Source organism: Gardnerella vaginalis, assembly GCF_001563665.1.
Lineage (GTDB): Bacteria > Actinomycetota > Actinomycetes > Actinomycetales > Bifidobacteriaceae > Bifidobacterium > Bifidobacterium vaginale_A.
In genome coordinates, this window is record NZ_KQ961850.1 from 61,075 (window position 1) to 77,087 (window position 16,013).

Consider the following 16,013-nt stretch of genomic DNA (forward strand, 5'->3'; position numbering starts at 1 on the left):
ATTAGTTTGTTTTATTTAATTATCAATTGTTTTTTAGCTATTGCTTAGTCAATCAATTTTATGATTTGTAAATATATAATATTTATTTACTATTCTCGTCTATCTCCAAGTAATTGAAGAAGATAAACAAACATATTTATGAAGTCTAAGTAAAGTTGCAAAGCGCATAAAATAGACAATCTTTTTATAGCTTCAGGCTCATTTTCATATTGCTCAAACAAAGCACGCGTTTTTTGAGCGTCATAAGCTGTAAGACCAGCAAAAAGTAATATTCCAATAGCAGCAACTATCTTAATTAAGTTATCTGATGGAGCAAAGAATGATAGTGCTAGTTGTGAGATAACGAGTACTATCACGCCAACCATAAGAATTGGTCCAGCTTTAAGCATGTTGACTTTAGTAGTAAGTGCAAGCATTGTTAAGCACAGGAAGAATCCTGCTGTAAGACAAAACACTAAAGCTATAGAAGCTGTGGTGAAAATATCGAAAATCACTCCTAAAGTAAATCCTGTAATTGCAGCGTAAATATAGAATATAGCGCGCGCGACTCCAACTCTCATCTTGAAGATGCGTATGCCTAAAACAGTCGACAATATGATTTGAACAAGTACAATGCCAATCCAACCAAACATTCCAGTACTTTGAATAAAGTAATAGAATGCGTGAGTTGTTTGTGTATACATTGCAACAAGCGCAGTTACTAGCAAGCCAATTGTCATTTCGCCATAGACTTTAGTTATTGACGTGTGTTTTGCTTTTTCATATGCGTAAACAGCATTAGTGTCAATAACAGGTTGTGAGTTTCCATATGACTGTTGATTGTAATATGTCATATCTCTCCTTACTATTCGAAACTTATGTATGTAAAAGTAAACAGTATCACAGTTGAATTAACTATAGTATAGTTGCATTTTTACATTATTAGAACTTATGAGTTATGAATGAGGTGCATTTTCTACGCGAGGAGTACCGTTAATATCGCGGTGGATTCCTTGCATTAAAGCTTCAATTTTTTGCAAATTGCAAGCGCAATCAAGCAATGTTTGTGAATGTTCTGCAAGCTTACTATCTGGTAAATCAGCTTTATAACGCAAAGCGTGTTCCAAGCTAGCCCAATAATCCATTGCGATAGTGCGGAATTGGACTTCTACAGGCGTGTAATGAGCGCCGGAAGAAAGGAATACTGGAACTGCGTAAATCACGTGCAAGCTCCTATATCCATTAGGCTTAGGATTTTTAATATAATCCTTTACTTGTAGAACTTGAATATCTGTTTGCTCAGAAAGATATTGAGCTACAGCATAAACATCATCGCGATAGTTGCATATAACTCGTATTCCAGCAACGTCAAAAAGGTTATCGCGTATAGCATGAGTAGAAATATCTAGATTACGTCTATGAAGTTTTTCAAAAATAGAATGCACAGATTTTAGACGGCGTTCCATGTGATGAATAGGATCGTGTGAGAAGCGAACTTGGAATTCGCTATCTAGAATTTCAAGCTTTGTGCTGATTTCATACATAGCTCCTTCATAAACTTGCATCATGTTTACGAAGTCATCTATCTGATCATTAGGCAATTCTGATATATAGTCACCTTCTGCTACCTTTGCATCGGTGCTTCGCAGACGTGCATAAAGCTCTGCGGAATTTACGCGGTTATGACGATCAAGTATCACGTCTTTATATCATACACATAAAGCTTTGAAATTGCCTGAGAATCTTTGCTAATCTTTGCTAATCTTTGCTAATCTTTACTTAAATGTATCGCCAAGATGATGTTGAGTGACGTTAGTATTTAAATAATTAGTTGAATCTGCATCATGAATAATTGACATAGCAGCATCTGTAAGATCTGGTCTTAAAGCATCCAGCCAATGAATGCGAGCATCGCGTCCAAACCAGCCCATTTGTTTACGTGCAAGTCGTTTAGTTTTTTGTGCAATATCTGCGAAAGCATCGTCTTCGCTACATAATCCATCTAAATAATTGATAATTTGCTGATATCCAAGAGCTCTAGAAGCAGTAACGCCTAATCGATTCCGAATTTTAAGAACTTCATCTACAAAACCTTTTTCTCGCATTATTTGAGTTCTAATATCAATTCGTTTGTCTAAATCTTCACGTTTCAAATCTAATCCAATTTGTACGCAATCAATCACATACTTATAGCGCGGAAGACTTGCGGAATATGGTTTACCTGTTAGCTCAATAACTTCAAGAGCGCGAATAGTACGCCGTGGATTACGTGCGTCCATTTTAGATGCAGCAACTGGATCTTTTTCTTTTAATTCTTCAAATAAAGCTAGACCTCCAACTTTCCGCTCACGCTCTTCTAAAGCTTTTCTAATTTCAGGATCTGTTCCAGGGAAAGTAATATCGTCAACTGCGGCGCGTGCGTATAATCCACTTCCGCCAACTAAAATTGGTCGTATTTCACGATCTTGAAGTTCATGAATACAATTTCTAGCTAAAGTTTGAAAGCGAGCAACGCTCATAGTTTCTTCTGGATCAATAATATCAATTAAGTGATGTGGAACTTCAGCTTGTTCTTTTGCGCTTGCTTTAGCTGTACCAATATCCATATATTTATACATTTGATAAGCATCTGCGTTAATAATCTCAGCTTTAACTCCATTTTTAGCTAAACGTTTAGCTATCAAAATGCCTAAAGATGTTTTGCCTGAAGCAGTTGGGCCAACGATTGAAATAACTTTTAATGAATTATCTTTTTCATAAGATAGACACATATTCGTTAGACTCCTGTTACGCTTAATTTTCAATAATGTAGCTACACTTGTTGAATTATATAAAAACTGACGTGATATGTGCAAAAAATATTATTAGTTTGTATTAAACTACGTATTCCGTATGCTCAAAATTATTTTAATAATTTAGGATGGCAATAGTTATGTTAAATATGTTGAAATTGAAAAAATTTTTGATTTTATTATTTACGTTAATAATAGTTATACCTCTGTTTTCTGGATGTTCAAACAGTAAGCAGAGTAGTAAAAAATCTGGATCGATAGAAAAAGTATGCGTTCATAATGCAAAAACTGCTGCATTGTATAAAAAAGTTTTAGCAAATGCTAGTAAATATAATTTTGATCCTGAAGGAACTGAGGATTCTGATAATAATCCTAAAGAAACTAAGTATTCTTATGCATTGGTCAATATGAGTAATAGAGATGTTCCAGATCTTATTCTTCGAAAAGATGCTAATTACATGTATCCTTTGAAGCTTTTTACTGTAAATAAAGACTACAGTGATGTTGTTTCTTCAGATGACTTAATTCATGAGGGTATGTATGTTTCAAATGGAATTAGAGTTTTTGTAGAACAATATGTAAATACTAATGCGCTAAGATACACTGAATTGTCTGGCGGAACAGGTGAAGCTGAAATTTATAAAGTTACTATGAATATTGCGAATAGTAATCCTGTTGAAAAAGAGAAATATTGGTCAGGGATAATTACTGATTCTCCTAAAGATAAAGTAAAACAAATCAATTTTGTTAGTGTAAATAACACTAAAATTCTCGATGATTTAGCTAAAACTGAAGATAATACTTATAAGAAGTCTATAAGTAGAAAAAGTGGAAAATTTGAATCGAAGAATAAGAATTCTAAGAAAGAGAATAAAAAATCTAAGAATGTTAAATCTTTAGCTAAGAAGATCGAGGACGAAAAAGCGAGTGGGCGACAAGTTGTTTTCGGAACTGTGAGAGTTCTTTCATATGATCAGGTTCTTAAAATGCAGAATATGCCAGATCCTAATCCCGGTTATGATCACAGTCGTGAAAACTTTATGCTGCTTATTTTTGATAATAAATCAAGCATTCTCTTAAATCATAGCGGAGATATGGGTAATACTCCTAAACCTAAAGATGCAAGTATGTTTGCATTAGAAAAAGATAGTGAAGCAGAACGAGCTATGAAAAAATATATTGGAAAAAAAGTTTATGTAAGCTTTAGAGTAAATGACGGATTCTTCCCTTCTGATACTAGCTTGCCTTTAGGTGAGCCACGGTTGGAAGAGCTAAAAGTTATTGAATAATTTTTAGCTCTTCCAAAAACAACTAATAGACTTTGCAATGTATATAATTTGTGATGTCTATTAGTTGTTTTTTTAAATATTGCTTGCGTTCATTAGTTTATTACTTAATTTTTCTAAAGCGAGTGGTTGGTGTGAGTGTGCGGTTTTAGAAAGTAGATGTATAAACTTCTTCAATAGCACTTTCACTCATCGGCATATATGAGTTTTTCAAAAGGCGTTGCTGTTCTTTAACAACACTTTTAGACCAGCTTTGAATCATATCTTTTTTCATGCCATACTCGTGGAGCTTATGCTTAGGAAGAATTGTGTTAAGCACTTCATCAAGCTTATCTAGAACATCATCTTTAGAGCATTCAAGAATGTTAGACATAAATTCGAAAAGTTTAGAAAGTTCAGTGTTGTTCTTTTCGCTGTCTTTGTTTTTTTCGTTATTTTCACAATCGTGTTTAGCATAATAGCGTAAAACGCTTGTAAGAAGAGATGCATTTGTTTCGCCGTGAGCAACGTGGAAAGTACCTCCAAGAGGATAAGCCATAGCGTGAACGCAGCCGCATCCAGCATTACCAAAAGCGATGCCAGCGTAAAGACTTGCTGAAAGCAAATCGTCTACAACTTGTTTTTTCGCGTTATCTCCGGCGTTCACAACTTTCATATAGCTTTGCAAAATAAGACCACAAGCCTTATAGCTAAACATTTTCGTAAGATCAGTTGCAATTGGAGAAAGTGCAGACTCAATTGAGTGTGTAAGAGCGTCAATAGAGCTTGTTGCAAAAACGTAGTCTGGAAGGCTTTTCAATAATTCTGGAATAAGAATTGCGTCACTAGCGTAGCAAGCATCGTTTGCTAAACCCTTCTTGGTATTGCGCTTAGTAAGCGAGAACACTGCAACGTTCGTAACTTCTGAGCCAGTTCCGCAAGTAGTTGGAACAAGAATAAGATCTGCTCCTTTTTGTACAGGAATCTTTCCGTCAACTAAATCTTCAAGTGGGCTAGTATGTTTTAGTGCGCAAACTTTAGAAATATCTAAAACTGTGCCGCCGCCAATTCCAATCACGCGTTTTGCAGGAGTGTGAATATCGCTCACAATCGCGTCAACCATTGCATCGCTTGGTTCGCCTTTTCCGTAATTCTCTTGGAAAATCACTTCGCAATCAAGATTTAAATTGCCAAAATATGGCTCCCAAATGTATTTGTTAGTTATAACTAAGTCGCCTTCTTTAAGATTAAACTCTTTTGCAAAATCTAGAGCATTGTCGAATTTGTGAATAGTTGGCTTAATTGATAGCTGTTTCATCCTAGACTCCTTTGTTTAATCTAGTTGTATTATATGGCTGAATTGAAACCAAATAACTACTTTATTGTAAAACGTGCTTACATTCCAAGCACGTGGTTTTTAATATCAGCATGTAAGTTTATTAAGCGCGTGTAGCTAAGTGCATTGTAAGTATACTCTAAAGTGTGCGGATATTTATGACTTGCACGTAAAGTGCGCTCTAAAGGGAATTGCAAATACTTGTGAAGTTGCGTGTATGCGCTTAGTAAGTTGCACGCATGAACTTGACAAGCTGAATGTATGAGCTTAACAAGCTAAATGTAGGCGTAAAAGTTGCATTCAGGCGCTAAAGCGCACATAGAAGTATGCGCAAGGCACGTGTGCGGTTTTTCTGAGTTACTTGCTTTGACCTTTGCCGAAAGCGCGTAAGCGAATTCCATTCCAGTCTGCACTTACAGTCAGGGGAGTTGCTGCATTCATTCCAGCTGTTTTTGCTGCAGATTGAACAGTGCTTGAACTTGGAGCGCCTGGACGTCCTGGCTTAGGAATGAGAACCCACATTGGAGCGTCATCACTTAGCATGTTAGTGGCATCCATGATTGTGTCAGCAAGCTCATCTTCGTCATCGCCATCACGCCACCAAATGATTACGCCATCTACTGCAGAATCATAATCTTCATCTACAAGTTCTACGCCAGTAAGTTGTTCAATATTTGTACAAATGGCATCATCGACATCGTCATCCCATAGCCATTGTTGTATGACATCTCCGGATTGGAATCCAAATTCTTCTGCATGTTGAAAAGCTGTCTGTTCCACGTCACTCAATATATCAAATCGTCGCGAAGTGCGCTAAATTTACGGCGTGTATTCGAATTTTCTTCTTTTTGTAGATAAATTTACTTCAGTTATGAATTCGTATATTGGTGATTTTAGTGATAAAAATAATAAATATTTTAACGAAAAATAGTAATTTTTACAGTTTAATTTAGAGTGATTTCGTACAACACGCTTAAGACACGCTTGAAAAATAAAGGATATTGCATAAATCACTATATATTGTGAGGATTCTTTACTTTAACACTAGATATTGGATATGGTTCGGGTTATAGTTAATCGAGTTGCTCAAGATTAAGCATGATTTTTGTTTGATTTTGGCATTTATTTTACGGCAGAATCGTAGAAGTTAAATTAAAACTGAGAAATCAAGAAAGGTCTGTACAATGCAGGTCTACGAAACGACTTTGGAATCGACATCAAAAGATGAAGTTATCGCAGAAGGAAATGATTCTTCTAGTGATTCGCAGAAATCTCGTGTACTTGTTGAGAAGCGCGATGGTCGTGTGGTTGATTTTGATCCAATGAACATAATTATGGCGATTAAAGCTGCTTTTAAGGACTTAGGCAAAGAAGTTGGTCCTCAAGAAGAGCAGATGATTCGAGATATTACGGATCATATTGAAGCTGAGATTCAAGATCGTTATAATGGTCCAGCAAAAATTGAAGACATTCAGACTTTGGTTGAGCACAGTCTTATTGAAAATCATTTGTATGAGGTCGCTCGTTGCTATACAAGCTATCGACTGAATCGAGATATTGATCGTGCTAAAGCTACGGATATCAATGAAGCTGTTAATCGCCTTGTGAATCGTGATGAATCTTTGGTTCGTGAGAACGCAAATAAAGATTCAAATGTTTATGCAACTCAAAGAGATCTTCTTGCTGGAGCTGTTTCTAAGGCATCTGCATTCTCTATGCTTCCTCATGCTGTTTCTAATGCTCATATGAAAGGCGATATCCACTTCCATGATGCTGATTATTCGCCATTTACTTGCATGAGTAATTGCTCACTTCCAGATTTTGGTGACATGTTAGCTAAGGGATTCGCTCTTGGCAACGCTATGATGGATAGTCCGAAGTCAATTGGTACAGCTGCTACTCAAGTTACTCAGATTATTAAAGATATTGCTGGTGCGCAATACGGTGGTCAGACTGTTAATCGCACTGACGAAATGCTTGAGCGTTATGCAAAGTGCGATTATGACAAGAATCTTGCTATGGCAAAAGCAATGATTCCTGATTCAACTCCAATTCAAGTCGCTAAAGATATGATTGATGGTTTGAAAGCGCAAGAGCCAAAGAATCTTCATTGTTCAGATAGAGATCCTCTTCCAGCTGACACGCCATTTGACGATAATTTGAGTGAGCTTGATCAGATTCGTGAAATTTACGCGAAGATTATGACGCGCAAAGCTATTTATGACGCTATGCAAACTATGGAATATCAAATCAATTCTAACCGTGTTTCTAACGGTCAGACTCCGTTTGTAACTGTTGGTTTTGGCTTAGGTACTTCTTGGTTTGCTCGTGAAATCCAGCGTGCTATATTGCTAAATCGCATTCGTGGCTTGGGTAAAGATCGTCACACTGCAATCTTCCCTAAACTTGTGTTTACTATTAAGCATGGTGTAAATGCAGACCCTCAAGACCCTAATTACGATTTGAAGCAACTTGCTCTTGAGTGCTCTACAAAGCGCATGTATCCAGATGTTGTGTTCTATGAGAATATTGTTAAAATTACTGGCTCATTCAAAGCGCCTATGGGTTGCCGTTCATTCCTTCAGGGTTGGATTGATCCAAAAACTGGTAAGGATGTTGAAGATGGACGTATGAATCTTGGCGTTGTGACAGTCAATGTTCCTCGTATTGCTCTTGAATCTCATGGAGATGTAAACAGGTTCTGGAAGCTTTTTAATGAGCGAATGGAAGTTGCTCACCAAGCATTGAGATTCCGTATTATGCGTTGTAAACAGGCAACTCCAGTGAACGCTCCAACATTGTTCCGATATGGTGCTTTTGGTCGTTTGGAAGCTAACGAGAGTGTTGATCAGCTGTTCCGCAACGAACGCGCTACGGTTTCTTTAGGATACATAGGATTGTATGAAGCTACTTCTGTGTTCTATGGCAAGGATTGGATGCAAGATCACAGTTGGAATGAGGATGGCAAGCAATTTGCGCTTTCCTTGGTTCGCCGTATGAATCAGCTATGCCAACAGTGGTCTAAAGCTGAAGGTTACCATTATTCTGTTTATTCGACTCCTGCTGAGTCCTTGACTGACCGCTTTAACCGTATGGATCGTCAAAAGTTCGGTCGCATTGAAGGCGTAACAGATCACGATTTCTACACTAATTCTTTCCATTATCCTGTTTGGTTGCAACCAACTCCTATGGAAAAGCTTCGCTATGAAGTTGATTTCCCGTATCTTGCTTCTGGTGGATTCATTAACTACTGTGAATTCCCATGCTTGCAGGCAAATCCTAAAGCTTTGGAGGCTGTTTGGGATTATGCTTATAAGATTGGTATTGGTTATTTGGGTACGAATACTCCAATCGACCATTGCTTTGTTTGCGGATTCCAGGGCGATTTTGAGCCAACTAAGGAAGGTTTCCGTTGCCCTGAGTGTGGCAATAGTGATCCTGATAAGTGCAATGTGACTAAGCGTACTTGCGGATACTTGGGCAATCCTGTTCAACGCCCAATGGTTCACGGACGTCACGAGGAAATCGCGCACAGAGTAAAGCATATGTCTGGTGAAACTGGTCATGTGACTCTGGATAATGGCGAATCTCGTGAGTGGTATGAGGAAACCAAGTAAGTAAATAGAAAGTTCGCGAAATGCGTAATTTGAGTTCGCGAAATGCGTAGCTCAAGTTTGTAGCTCAAGTTTGTAGCTCAAGTTTGTAGCTCAAGTTTACAAAAGTAATCGTGTTTCTTGTGTTTGTTGTTTGGTGATAATCTAGCCGTTAGAAAATGTACGTTGCGTTTTGTAATTACATTTTTTGACGGCTGGATTTTATTTTATGATTTATTTGGAGTTTATTTAGTAATTTATATGGAGGTATGTCATGGCTCGCATCAGCTTGCATGATTTTGCGCCTACGGACGCAAATCGTGGGCCATGGATTCCTACATCTCTTTCTAATAATCCTCGCGCAGGTCAGTGGTCAAGTGAACGAATGAGTAAGGGGATGGTGGCTGATTATAAGCGCTTTCTTATGACAGATGGAGAAGGTATTCGCTGTTCGCTTTATGTTTCTGGATGCCCATTTCATTGTGTTGAGTGCTATAACGAGTCTATTTGGGATTTTCGTGCAGGTCATCCTTATACTCAAAAGCTTGAAGATCAAATTATGTCGGATTTAGCTGAGCCTTATGTACAAGGATTAACTCTTCTTGGCGGAGAGCCTCTACTTAATACTGGTATATTGATTCCTTTATGTAAGCGTATTCGAAACGAATTTGGTCATACGAAGGATATTTGGAGTTGGACTGGTTACACTTGGGAAGAGCTTATGCGCAAAGGCGAAACTTCAGATAAGCTTGAGCTTTTGCAATATGTAGATATTCTTGTTGACGGTCGATATATGAAGGATTTGCACGATTCGTTATTACAATTCCGCGGATCTAGTAATCAGAGGATTATAGATGTGCCTAAATCGTTAAAAAATCCACATGATCCGCCTGTTATTTGGGAAAAATTACATGATCAAGAGCGTTTTATCCCATCTATTTACGGTAAAGATCGAGCTAAAGGTGAAGGTGATGCGTCATAATAGTATTAAAACGCGTCATAGTAGTATTAAATAAAATAATACGTATATTCAACTAGCAATGTAGCTTTTGCGGATAATAATAGCAGTGTAGCTTTTGTGAACGCTAAATTGCTCTATGCTTTCATACGATTTTTCTCTTATATATAAATTTTATAAATGTTATAAAAATAACAGATTGTTTTATTGAAGTTGATAAATATGCACGTTTTAGATGATACAGTAGCCTTTGGTGTTTTCGCCCAGGCTGTGTAGGTCAGGGAACATCCATTAGAAATTACAATACGCAGCGTAAAGTTGAAGGAGCTTTTATGACTCATACTTTTAATAATGAAACATCTAATTCGAATATCACAAATGATGAAAATAAGTTAAGGAAAGATGTAAGTAAATCAACAGTTGATGCAAGTAAATCAATGGATAATGCCAATAAATTTGAGCTTCCTTCAATGATTAAAGTTAATAAATTACGTTGGCGCGTAGCAGATATAGCATTAGCTTCTGCTTTAGCTGCTGTTTTTGGTGTGGTCTATTGGGGATTTACTATGTTGTTCTTCTCTCAGATTTCGCCTATCTTGCGAAGTATTGTCCCTGGTTTTGCAAGTATTTTGCATGGTGTTTGGTATATGTCTGGACCCCTTGCTCTTATTTTAATTCGTAAGCCTGGCGCTGCAATTTATGTGAATGTTATTGGAACTATGTTCGAGAATATTCTTGGACAGCAATATTCATCTTTTATTGTTCTTCTTTCTGCAGCTTTGCAAGCGATTTTTAGCGAGATTCCTTTCTTGCTTACTAAATATCGCAAATATAACATTACTTTGAGTATTTCGTCTGGTGTTTTAACTTCTATTGAATATGGTATTTATTTAATATTTGTTTTTTATCAAGGTCGAGGATCTAATTATTATACTGTTCACATGATTTGTGAGATTATTAGCGGTTTTGTGATTGCTGGTGTTCTTCCTTGGGTTTTGTATCTTGCTATACGTAAGACTGGTGCTTTAGATAATTTTGCATCTTCTCGTTATAGTGTTACTGAAATATGATTTAACACTGCCACTTTTAACATTTTCGACTCACTGAGATTTGGAAACGTTTATGGGTGTGTGCTAATCTAGTCGTTGCTGAGTTTATCAGCGTGGGGCTTTAGCTCAGTCGGTTAGAGCAGCGGACTCATAATCCGCCGGTCCAGGGTTCAAGCCCCTGAGGCCCCACAAATAAAAGTAAAGCTTCAACTCGTTTGATTGATATCTTGCAAGTTGAAGCTTTTTATTTTTTATTTTTTTTTTCTTATAGCACTTGTTTTTTTATCTTATTTATTTTATTCGCTATTTTTTATTTTTAACATTTTCGCGAATCTATGCCACTTTATGCAAATGCTCGTGAACATCATGATTCGCGAGCATTCACACTTGTTTTTTTAATCGTAAATTTTTACAAACCTGATTCAGAAAGGTAGTCTGTTATATTTTCAGGATACTTTGGCCACGCTCCAGCTTGAGTGCATACATAAGCTGCAGTGTTTATTGCATTGCGATGAGCTTGCTCAACAGAGTCGCCCAATAATATTCTTGCCGTAAAAGTACCGGAGAATGAATCGCCTGCTCCAACAGTATCGTTTACATCAACGTGAGGTGTTGGGAATGTTGAATTCTCACCTGTTTTTGTTGTAATAGTGCTGAATGTAGATCCACCTGTCAAAATAACATAATCTAATCCGTAGCGCGTTTGGAACCACTTGCAAGCTTCATTATCTGAAGTTTCACGAATATTGAACATATCTCTTAGCAAAAGAAGTTCTGAGTCATTTAGTTTAAATACAGTAGCTTCTTTAAGGAGCGCTTCAATCAAATCTTTTGAATAGTGGTCACTACGAATGTTAATGTCAAAGAACTTCATTGCTTCTGGTTTAGCATGTTTTAGAAGTTCTAACACAGTGTCGTGTGTTTCTTGAGATCTTAATCCAAGTGTTCCAAAGCATATAGCATCTGCTTTCGATACTAATTCAACTAATTCATTAGTGTAAACAATGTGATCCCATGCAACATTTCTAACTATTGTGTATTCAGGTATGCCATTTCTAAGTGCTACGTTTACTGTGCTAGTTGGCCAAGCATTTTTTTGTATGATGTTCTTAATTCCGGCTTTTTTAACTTCTTCAATAAGTTCGTTGCCGAGGTCGTCTTCTCCAACTGCGCTAATAACATAACTTTCAGCTCCATTTGCTTGAGCATGATAAGCAAAGTTCGCAGGCGCTCCGCCAACTCGTTTCCCTTGGGGGAGTAAGTCCCAAAGTAGCTCTCCAAGTGAAATGACAATTGGCTTAGACATAGATTTCCTTTCAAATACGCTAATTTTTATAGTTCTTATAGTTGTTAATGCGCATTTTTGAATTTTATGATGCGCAAATGTTATAAACAGATTTGTAAATTGTCATAACATTATAATTATGGTGTATACGTGCGATAAAACAAAACTTCTATTTTTTGAATATATCATTTTTAGCACTTTGCTCAGCCATCCAAGCTTCAACATCATCAATTTGCTTAGGAATATCTATTGAAAGCCATTCTGGTCCGTTTTCAGTCATCAAAACGTCATCTTCAATACGAATTCCGATTCCTCTCATTTCTTCAGGAAGCATCAAATCGTTTGCTGCGAAGTATAATCCTGGCTCAATAGTGAAGATCATTCCAGGAGTTAATGGAGCGCCTTGGTAAGCTTCGTAGCGAGCTTGAGCGCAATCGTGCACATCTAATCCTAAATGATGCGCTACTCCGCATGCATGCCAACGGCGATGTTGCTGTCCTTCAGGAGAAAGAGATTCTTCTACGCTAACTTTCAAAATACCCCAGTCATGCAAGTGCTCAGCTAATACGCGCATGCATGCATGGTGAATACTTGAATAAGTTGCTCCTGGCTTAGCTGCTTCAAAACCGGCTTGTTGAGCGTCAAGCACACATTGGTAAAGCTTTTTTTGCAAGTCAGAGAATTTACCATTAGTTGGGAAAGTGCGTGTTATATCAGCAGTGTAAAGGCTGTTTACTTCAACTCCAGCGTCAATTAAGAGAAGTTCGCCGTTAGAAACAACTCCTGTATTTCGCATCCAATGTAAGATTGGAGCATGCTTACCTGAAGCAACGATTGTGTCATATCCGACTTCGTTTCCACATTCTCGCGCTACAGAGTTAAATGCGCCTTCAATCATGCGCTCAGAATTTTCTTTATCAAGTGCATTAGGTAAGCGTGTGAGCATTCTATCAAAGCCAAGTTTTGTAGCTGCAATTGCCTTACGCATTTCACGAATCTCATACTCATCTTTAAGCATTCGAGCTTCTGCTGCAACTTCATGTAGTTTATCGTCAGAAGAAATATTTTCATCTTCATTTGTAAAACCGCTTGCGGCACGTAGTGCATCAACGTGTGATGTTAAGTTTTCATCAGCTTCGCGAATAATACGTACTTTCACGTTTTCTTTTGCACTCATATTTTTAGAAAGAGCGTCATCTAGTTCAGCAATATCTCTAGTTTCAATTCCAGTCATCGCTTTAAGTTCTTTCAAACCTGCGCGAGGACCAACCCAATATTCTCCGTAATGAGGATCCTTATAGAATGCAGAAGTGCTGTTGTCTGCGCGAGGTGCAACGAAAAGTTGGCATGTATGTGTTTTTCCAGATTTTTCTTCTTCGCTACCTTTTTTAACTGGCTCCATTACGAGTACTGCTCCAGCCTCATAATCTTGACCTAAGCCAGTGTAGTATGCAAAAGTTGTGTCTGGGCGGAATGCGTAATCGCAATCGTTGTTGCGTACTTTGTGCTGTCCTGCTGGAATAACAAGACGCTCGCCAATAAACCTTTTACCTAGTGATTCACGGCGTGCAATTGTATATTTTGAAGATTCAAGTGGCTTTATTTCTTGTTCCTGATTGTCCCAGCAACTTGTCATAAAATCTTTGAAGGAATCGCTATTTGGGCGAAGAGAACGATTGTTCACTCTGTCTTCGACTTTCTGTGTTCCGTCATCATTTAATTTCTCACCATGTTCAGTTGGCTTGTTCTCAGCCATTTCTTGCTCCTTGAATCTTGTTTTATTATTTTTTGATCTTTAGATTATTAAGATTTGAATTTTTGTTTCGTTGTTCTTATTAAGAAAAGTCAATAATTACTAACATAGTATGATTTATGACTTTTTTCGACTTAACTTAGATTATTTTCAAAGATTTTATATGTAATTTACAAATATAGGTGAGTATAGATTTATAGAATTCTCATATTTATGCTACTGAGCTGTTTTCAACGTGCGCGATGAAAGTGGAACTAAAAATCTAATTCAGGGCGAAAATCTTAAATCTATGCCTAAATAGTGTCTATGCGCTCACAGGAAAATAAATGTGTGAAAACTTTTAAATCTTTTCTTAACTGATAGTAAAGTATATTTTGTAAATAATCTTGGTAAGAATCTTCGTTTTGTAATCTTATTCATAATGCTGAATTTTTTATTCTTTTAGTTGTTGGTATCAACTAATCTAGTTACATGGAAAATGAGTGATTGTGTTTACTAAATATGGGGGAGATTTTGTCTATAGAAAATCCAAATCGCTATAATGAACGTCTTATAGATGTTGAACGTAATATTATGAGCAGAGCTCCAGAGCATAATAAAACGAATCTTGATCTTGATCGTATGAAGCTTATTTTAGATATTTTAGGTCATCCAGAACAGTCTATGAGAGTTATTCATATTACAGGAACTAACGGTAAAGGCTCTACTGCTCGTATGGCAGAGTCGATTTGCAGAGCTTACGGGTTGCGTACTGGATTATATACTTCTCCTCATTTGCAACGAATAAACGAACGAATAGTGATTGACGGTCAAGAGCTGAGTGATGATCAATTTGTTGATGTGTTCGATCAGATGAAAGACATCATAGACATAGTAGATGCGCGAATGGAATCCGCCGGAAAGCCGCGTATGAGTTTCTTCGAAGTTCTAACATCTATGGCTATTTGGGCTTTTGCAGATGCTCCTGTTGACGTTGCTGTTATGGAAGTTGGCATGGGCGGAGAATGGGATGCAACGAATGTTATGAATGCAGATGCTGCAATTATTGGCCCTGTTGATATGGATCACATGCAATGGTTAGGAAATACTGTTGAAGAGATTGCGCGTACTAAAGCTGGAATTATAAAGCCTAATTGCACAGTTATTTTAGGTCCTCAACCTCATGAATCTAAAGTTCTTCCGATTATTCAAGAAGTTGCAGCTAAAAATAACGCAACTTTGCTAAGGGATGCTTCTTATGGTCAAGGGGAGCTTGAAGTAGTTTCGCGCACTCCTGCTGTTGGTGGTCAAATTGCTACTTTACGTACGCCTAATGGCACTTATGAGGATGTTCCGATTGATAAATTTGGAAAGCATCAAGCTCATAATGCTTTGGCAGCTCTTGCTGCATCTGAAGTTGTGCTCCCTGTTAATGGTGCTCTTGAAGGTGATTTAGTTGCTGAAGCTTTAAGTCAGGTTAAAATTCCAGGACGAATTGAGCAGGTTCGTAATTCGCCAACAATCATTATTGATGGTGGTCATAACGTGAATGCTGCTGAAACTTTGAGAGCTACGATTGAAGAAAACTATCATTTTGATAAGCTTGTTGGAATTGTTGCAATGATGGCAGATAAGCAGGTTGAGGAGTACTTAGGCGTACTAGAACCAATATTGTCTAAGATTGTTGTGACTAGCAATTCCTGGCGCGATCGTGTTATGCCTCCTAAAGAATTAGAAAAGATTGCTATAAAAGTATTCGGTAATGATCGTGTGATTCGCGAAGATGAGCTTCCTGATGCTATTCAAACTGCAGTTAATTTAGTTGATGAAAGCGATGAACTTGGTGTTGGGTATGGCTTGGGAGTTCTTATTTGCGGAAGCTTTGCTACAGCAGGTGATGCTCGTACTATGCTTGTAGAGCATATAAATCCAGATTTGTTAAAGACAAAAGCTGAACGAGCAATTCATCCTAATATAGATGAATCTGGGTCTAATCTAGAGTCATGATATTTAATTAGGGTTCA

The 16,013-nt window shown here is 37.4% G+C and carries 12 protein-coding genes and 1 tRNA gene; 6 read left to right on the forward strand and 7 right to left on the reverse strand.

The features are described from left to right. Positions 1-89: 89 nt before the first annotated feature. The 3 genes from HMPREF3230_RS00575 to miaA all read right to left on the reverse strand — a co-directional run bounded on the left by HMPREF3230_RS00575 (position 90) and on the right by miaA (position 2,750). Positions 90-833 carry a Bax inhibitor-1/YccA family protein gene (locus HMPREF3230_RS00575; RefSeq protein WP_075523053.1) on the reverse strand — a complete coding sequence of 248 codons (744 nt, stop codon included), beginning with the start codon at positions 831-833 and terminating at the stop codon, positions 90-92. Positions 834-935: 102 nt separating this feature from the next. Continuing rightward, entirely contained in the window at positions 936-1,628 is a 693-nt protein-coding gene (locus HMPREF3230_RS00580; protein ID WP_369803148.1) for a GTP pyrophosphokinase, read from the reverse strand. Between the two features lie 126 nt (positions 1,629-1,754). Further along, complete coding sequence (gene miaA / locus HMPREF3230_RS00585) at positions 1,755-2,750, reverse strand: tRNA (adenosine(37)-N6)-dimethylallyltransferase MiaA (RefSeq protein ID WP_075523055.1); 996 nt, start codon at positions 2,748-2,750, stop codon at positions 1,755-1,757. 161 nt (positions 2,751-2,911) lie between these two features. Between miaA and HMPREF3230_RS00590 the strand changes: the two genes are divergently transcribed. Then, positions 2,912-4,060 carry a hypothetical protein gene (locus HMPREF3230_RS00590; RefSeq protein ID WP_075523056.1) on the forward strand — a complete coding sequence of 383 codons (1,149 nt, stop codon included), beginning with the start codon at positions 2,912-2,914 and terminating at the stop codon, positions 4,058-4,060. 145 nt (positions 4,061-4,205) lie between these two features. Here HMPREF3230_RS00590 and HMPREF3230_RS00595 read toward each other — a convergent pair whose 3' ends face one another. Together HMPREF3230_RS00595 and HMPREF3230_RS00600 are read right to left on the reverse strand one after the other, a co-directional pair. Further along, positions 4,206-5,354 (reverse strand): 4-hydroxybutyrate dehydrogenase, encoded by a 1,149-nt coding sequence (locus HMPREF3230_RS00595; RefSeq protein WP_075523057.1) that lies wholly within the window; start codon positions 5,352-5,354, stop codon positions 4,206-4,208. A 375-nt stretch (positions 5,355-5,729) separates the two neighbouring features. Further along, positions 5,730-6,152: a DUF3052 domain-containing protein gene (locus HMPREF3230_RS00600; RefSeq protein ID WP_082266204.1), complete on the reverse strand. Its 423-nt coding sequence runs from the start codon at positions 6,150-6,152 to the stop codon at positions 5,730-5,732. A 404-nt stretch (positions 6,153-6,556) separates the two neighbouring features. Here HMPREF3230_RS00600 and nrdD point away from each other — a divergent pair, with 404 nt between their 5' ends. The 4 genes from nrdD (at position 6,557) to HMPREF3230_RS00620 (ending at position 11,161) form a co-directional block, all read left to right on the forward strand. After that, entirely contained in the window at positions 6,557-8,989 is a 2,433-nt protein-coding gene (gene nrdD, locus HMPREF3230_RS00605; RefSeq protein ID WP_075523059.1) for an anaerobic ribonucleoside-triphosphate reductase, read from the forward strand. Between the two features lie 250 nt (positions 8,990-9,239). Next, on the forward strand, positions 9,240-9,947 hold the full coding sequence (gene nrdG, locus HMPREF3230_RS00610) for an anaerobic ribonucleoside-triphosphate reductase activating protein (RefSeq protein ID WP_082266205.1): 708 nt from the start codon (positions 9,240-9,242) through the stop codon (positions 9,945-9,947). Positions 9,948-10,360: 413 nt separating this feature from the next. Further along, positions 10,361-10,993: an ECF transporter S component gene (locus HMPREF3230_RS00615; RefSeq protein ID WP_419471016.1), complete on the forward strand. Its 633-nt coding sequence runs from the start codon at positions 10,361-10,363 to the stop codon at positions 10,991-10,993. 94 nt (positions 10,994-11,087) lie between these two features. Then, positions 11,088-11,161, forward strand: a tRNA-Ile gene (locus HMPREF3230_RS00620). A 220-nt stretch (positions 11,162-11,381) separates the two neighbouring features. Here the strand turns inward: HMPREF3230_RS00620 and HMPREF3230_RS00625 are convergent. After that, positions 11,382-12,278 carry a carbohydrate kinase family protein gene (locus tag HMPREF3230_RS00625; RefSeq protein WP_075523061.1) on the reverse strand — a complete coding sequence of 299 codons (897 nt, stop codon included), beginning with the start codon at positions 12,276-12,278 and terminating at the stop codon, positions 11,382-11,384. Positions 12,279-12,426: 148 nt separating this feature from the next. Then, positions 12,427-14,013 carry an aminopeptidase P family protein gene (locus tag HMPREF3230_RS00630; protein ID WP_075523062.1) on the reverse strand — a complete coding sequence of 529 codons (1,587 nt, stop codon included), beginning with the start codon at positions 14,011-14,013 and terminating at the stop codon, positions 12,427-12,429. A gap of 510 nt (positions 14,014-14,523) precedes the next feature. Here HMPREF3230_RS00630 and HMPREF3230_RS00635 point away from each other — a divergent pair. After that, positions 14,524-15,996 carry a bifunctional folylpolyglutamate synthase/dihydrofolate synthase gene (locus HMPREF3230_RS00635; protein WP_075523113.1) on the forward strand — a complete coding sequence of 491 codons (1,473 nt, stop codon included), beginning with the start codon at positions 14,524-14,526 and terminating at the stop codon, positions 15,994-15,996. The last annotated feature ends 17 nt before the right edge of the window (positions 15,997-16,013 follow it).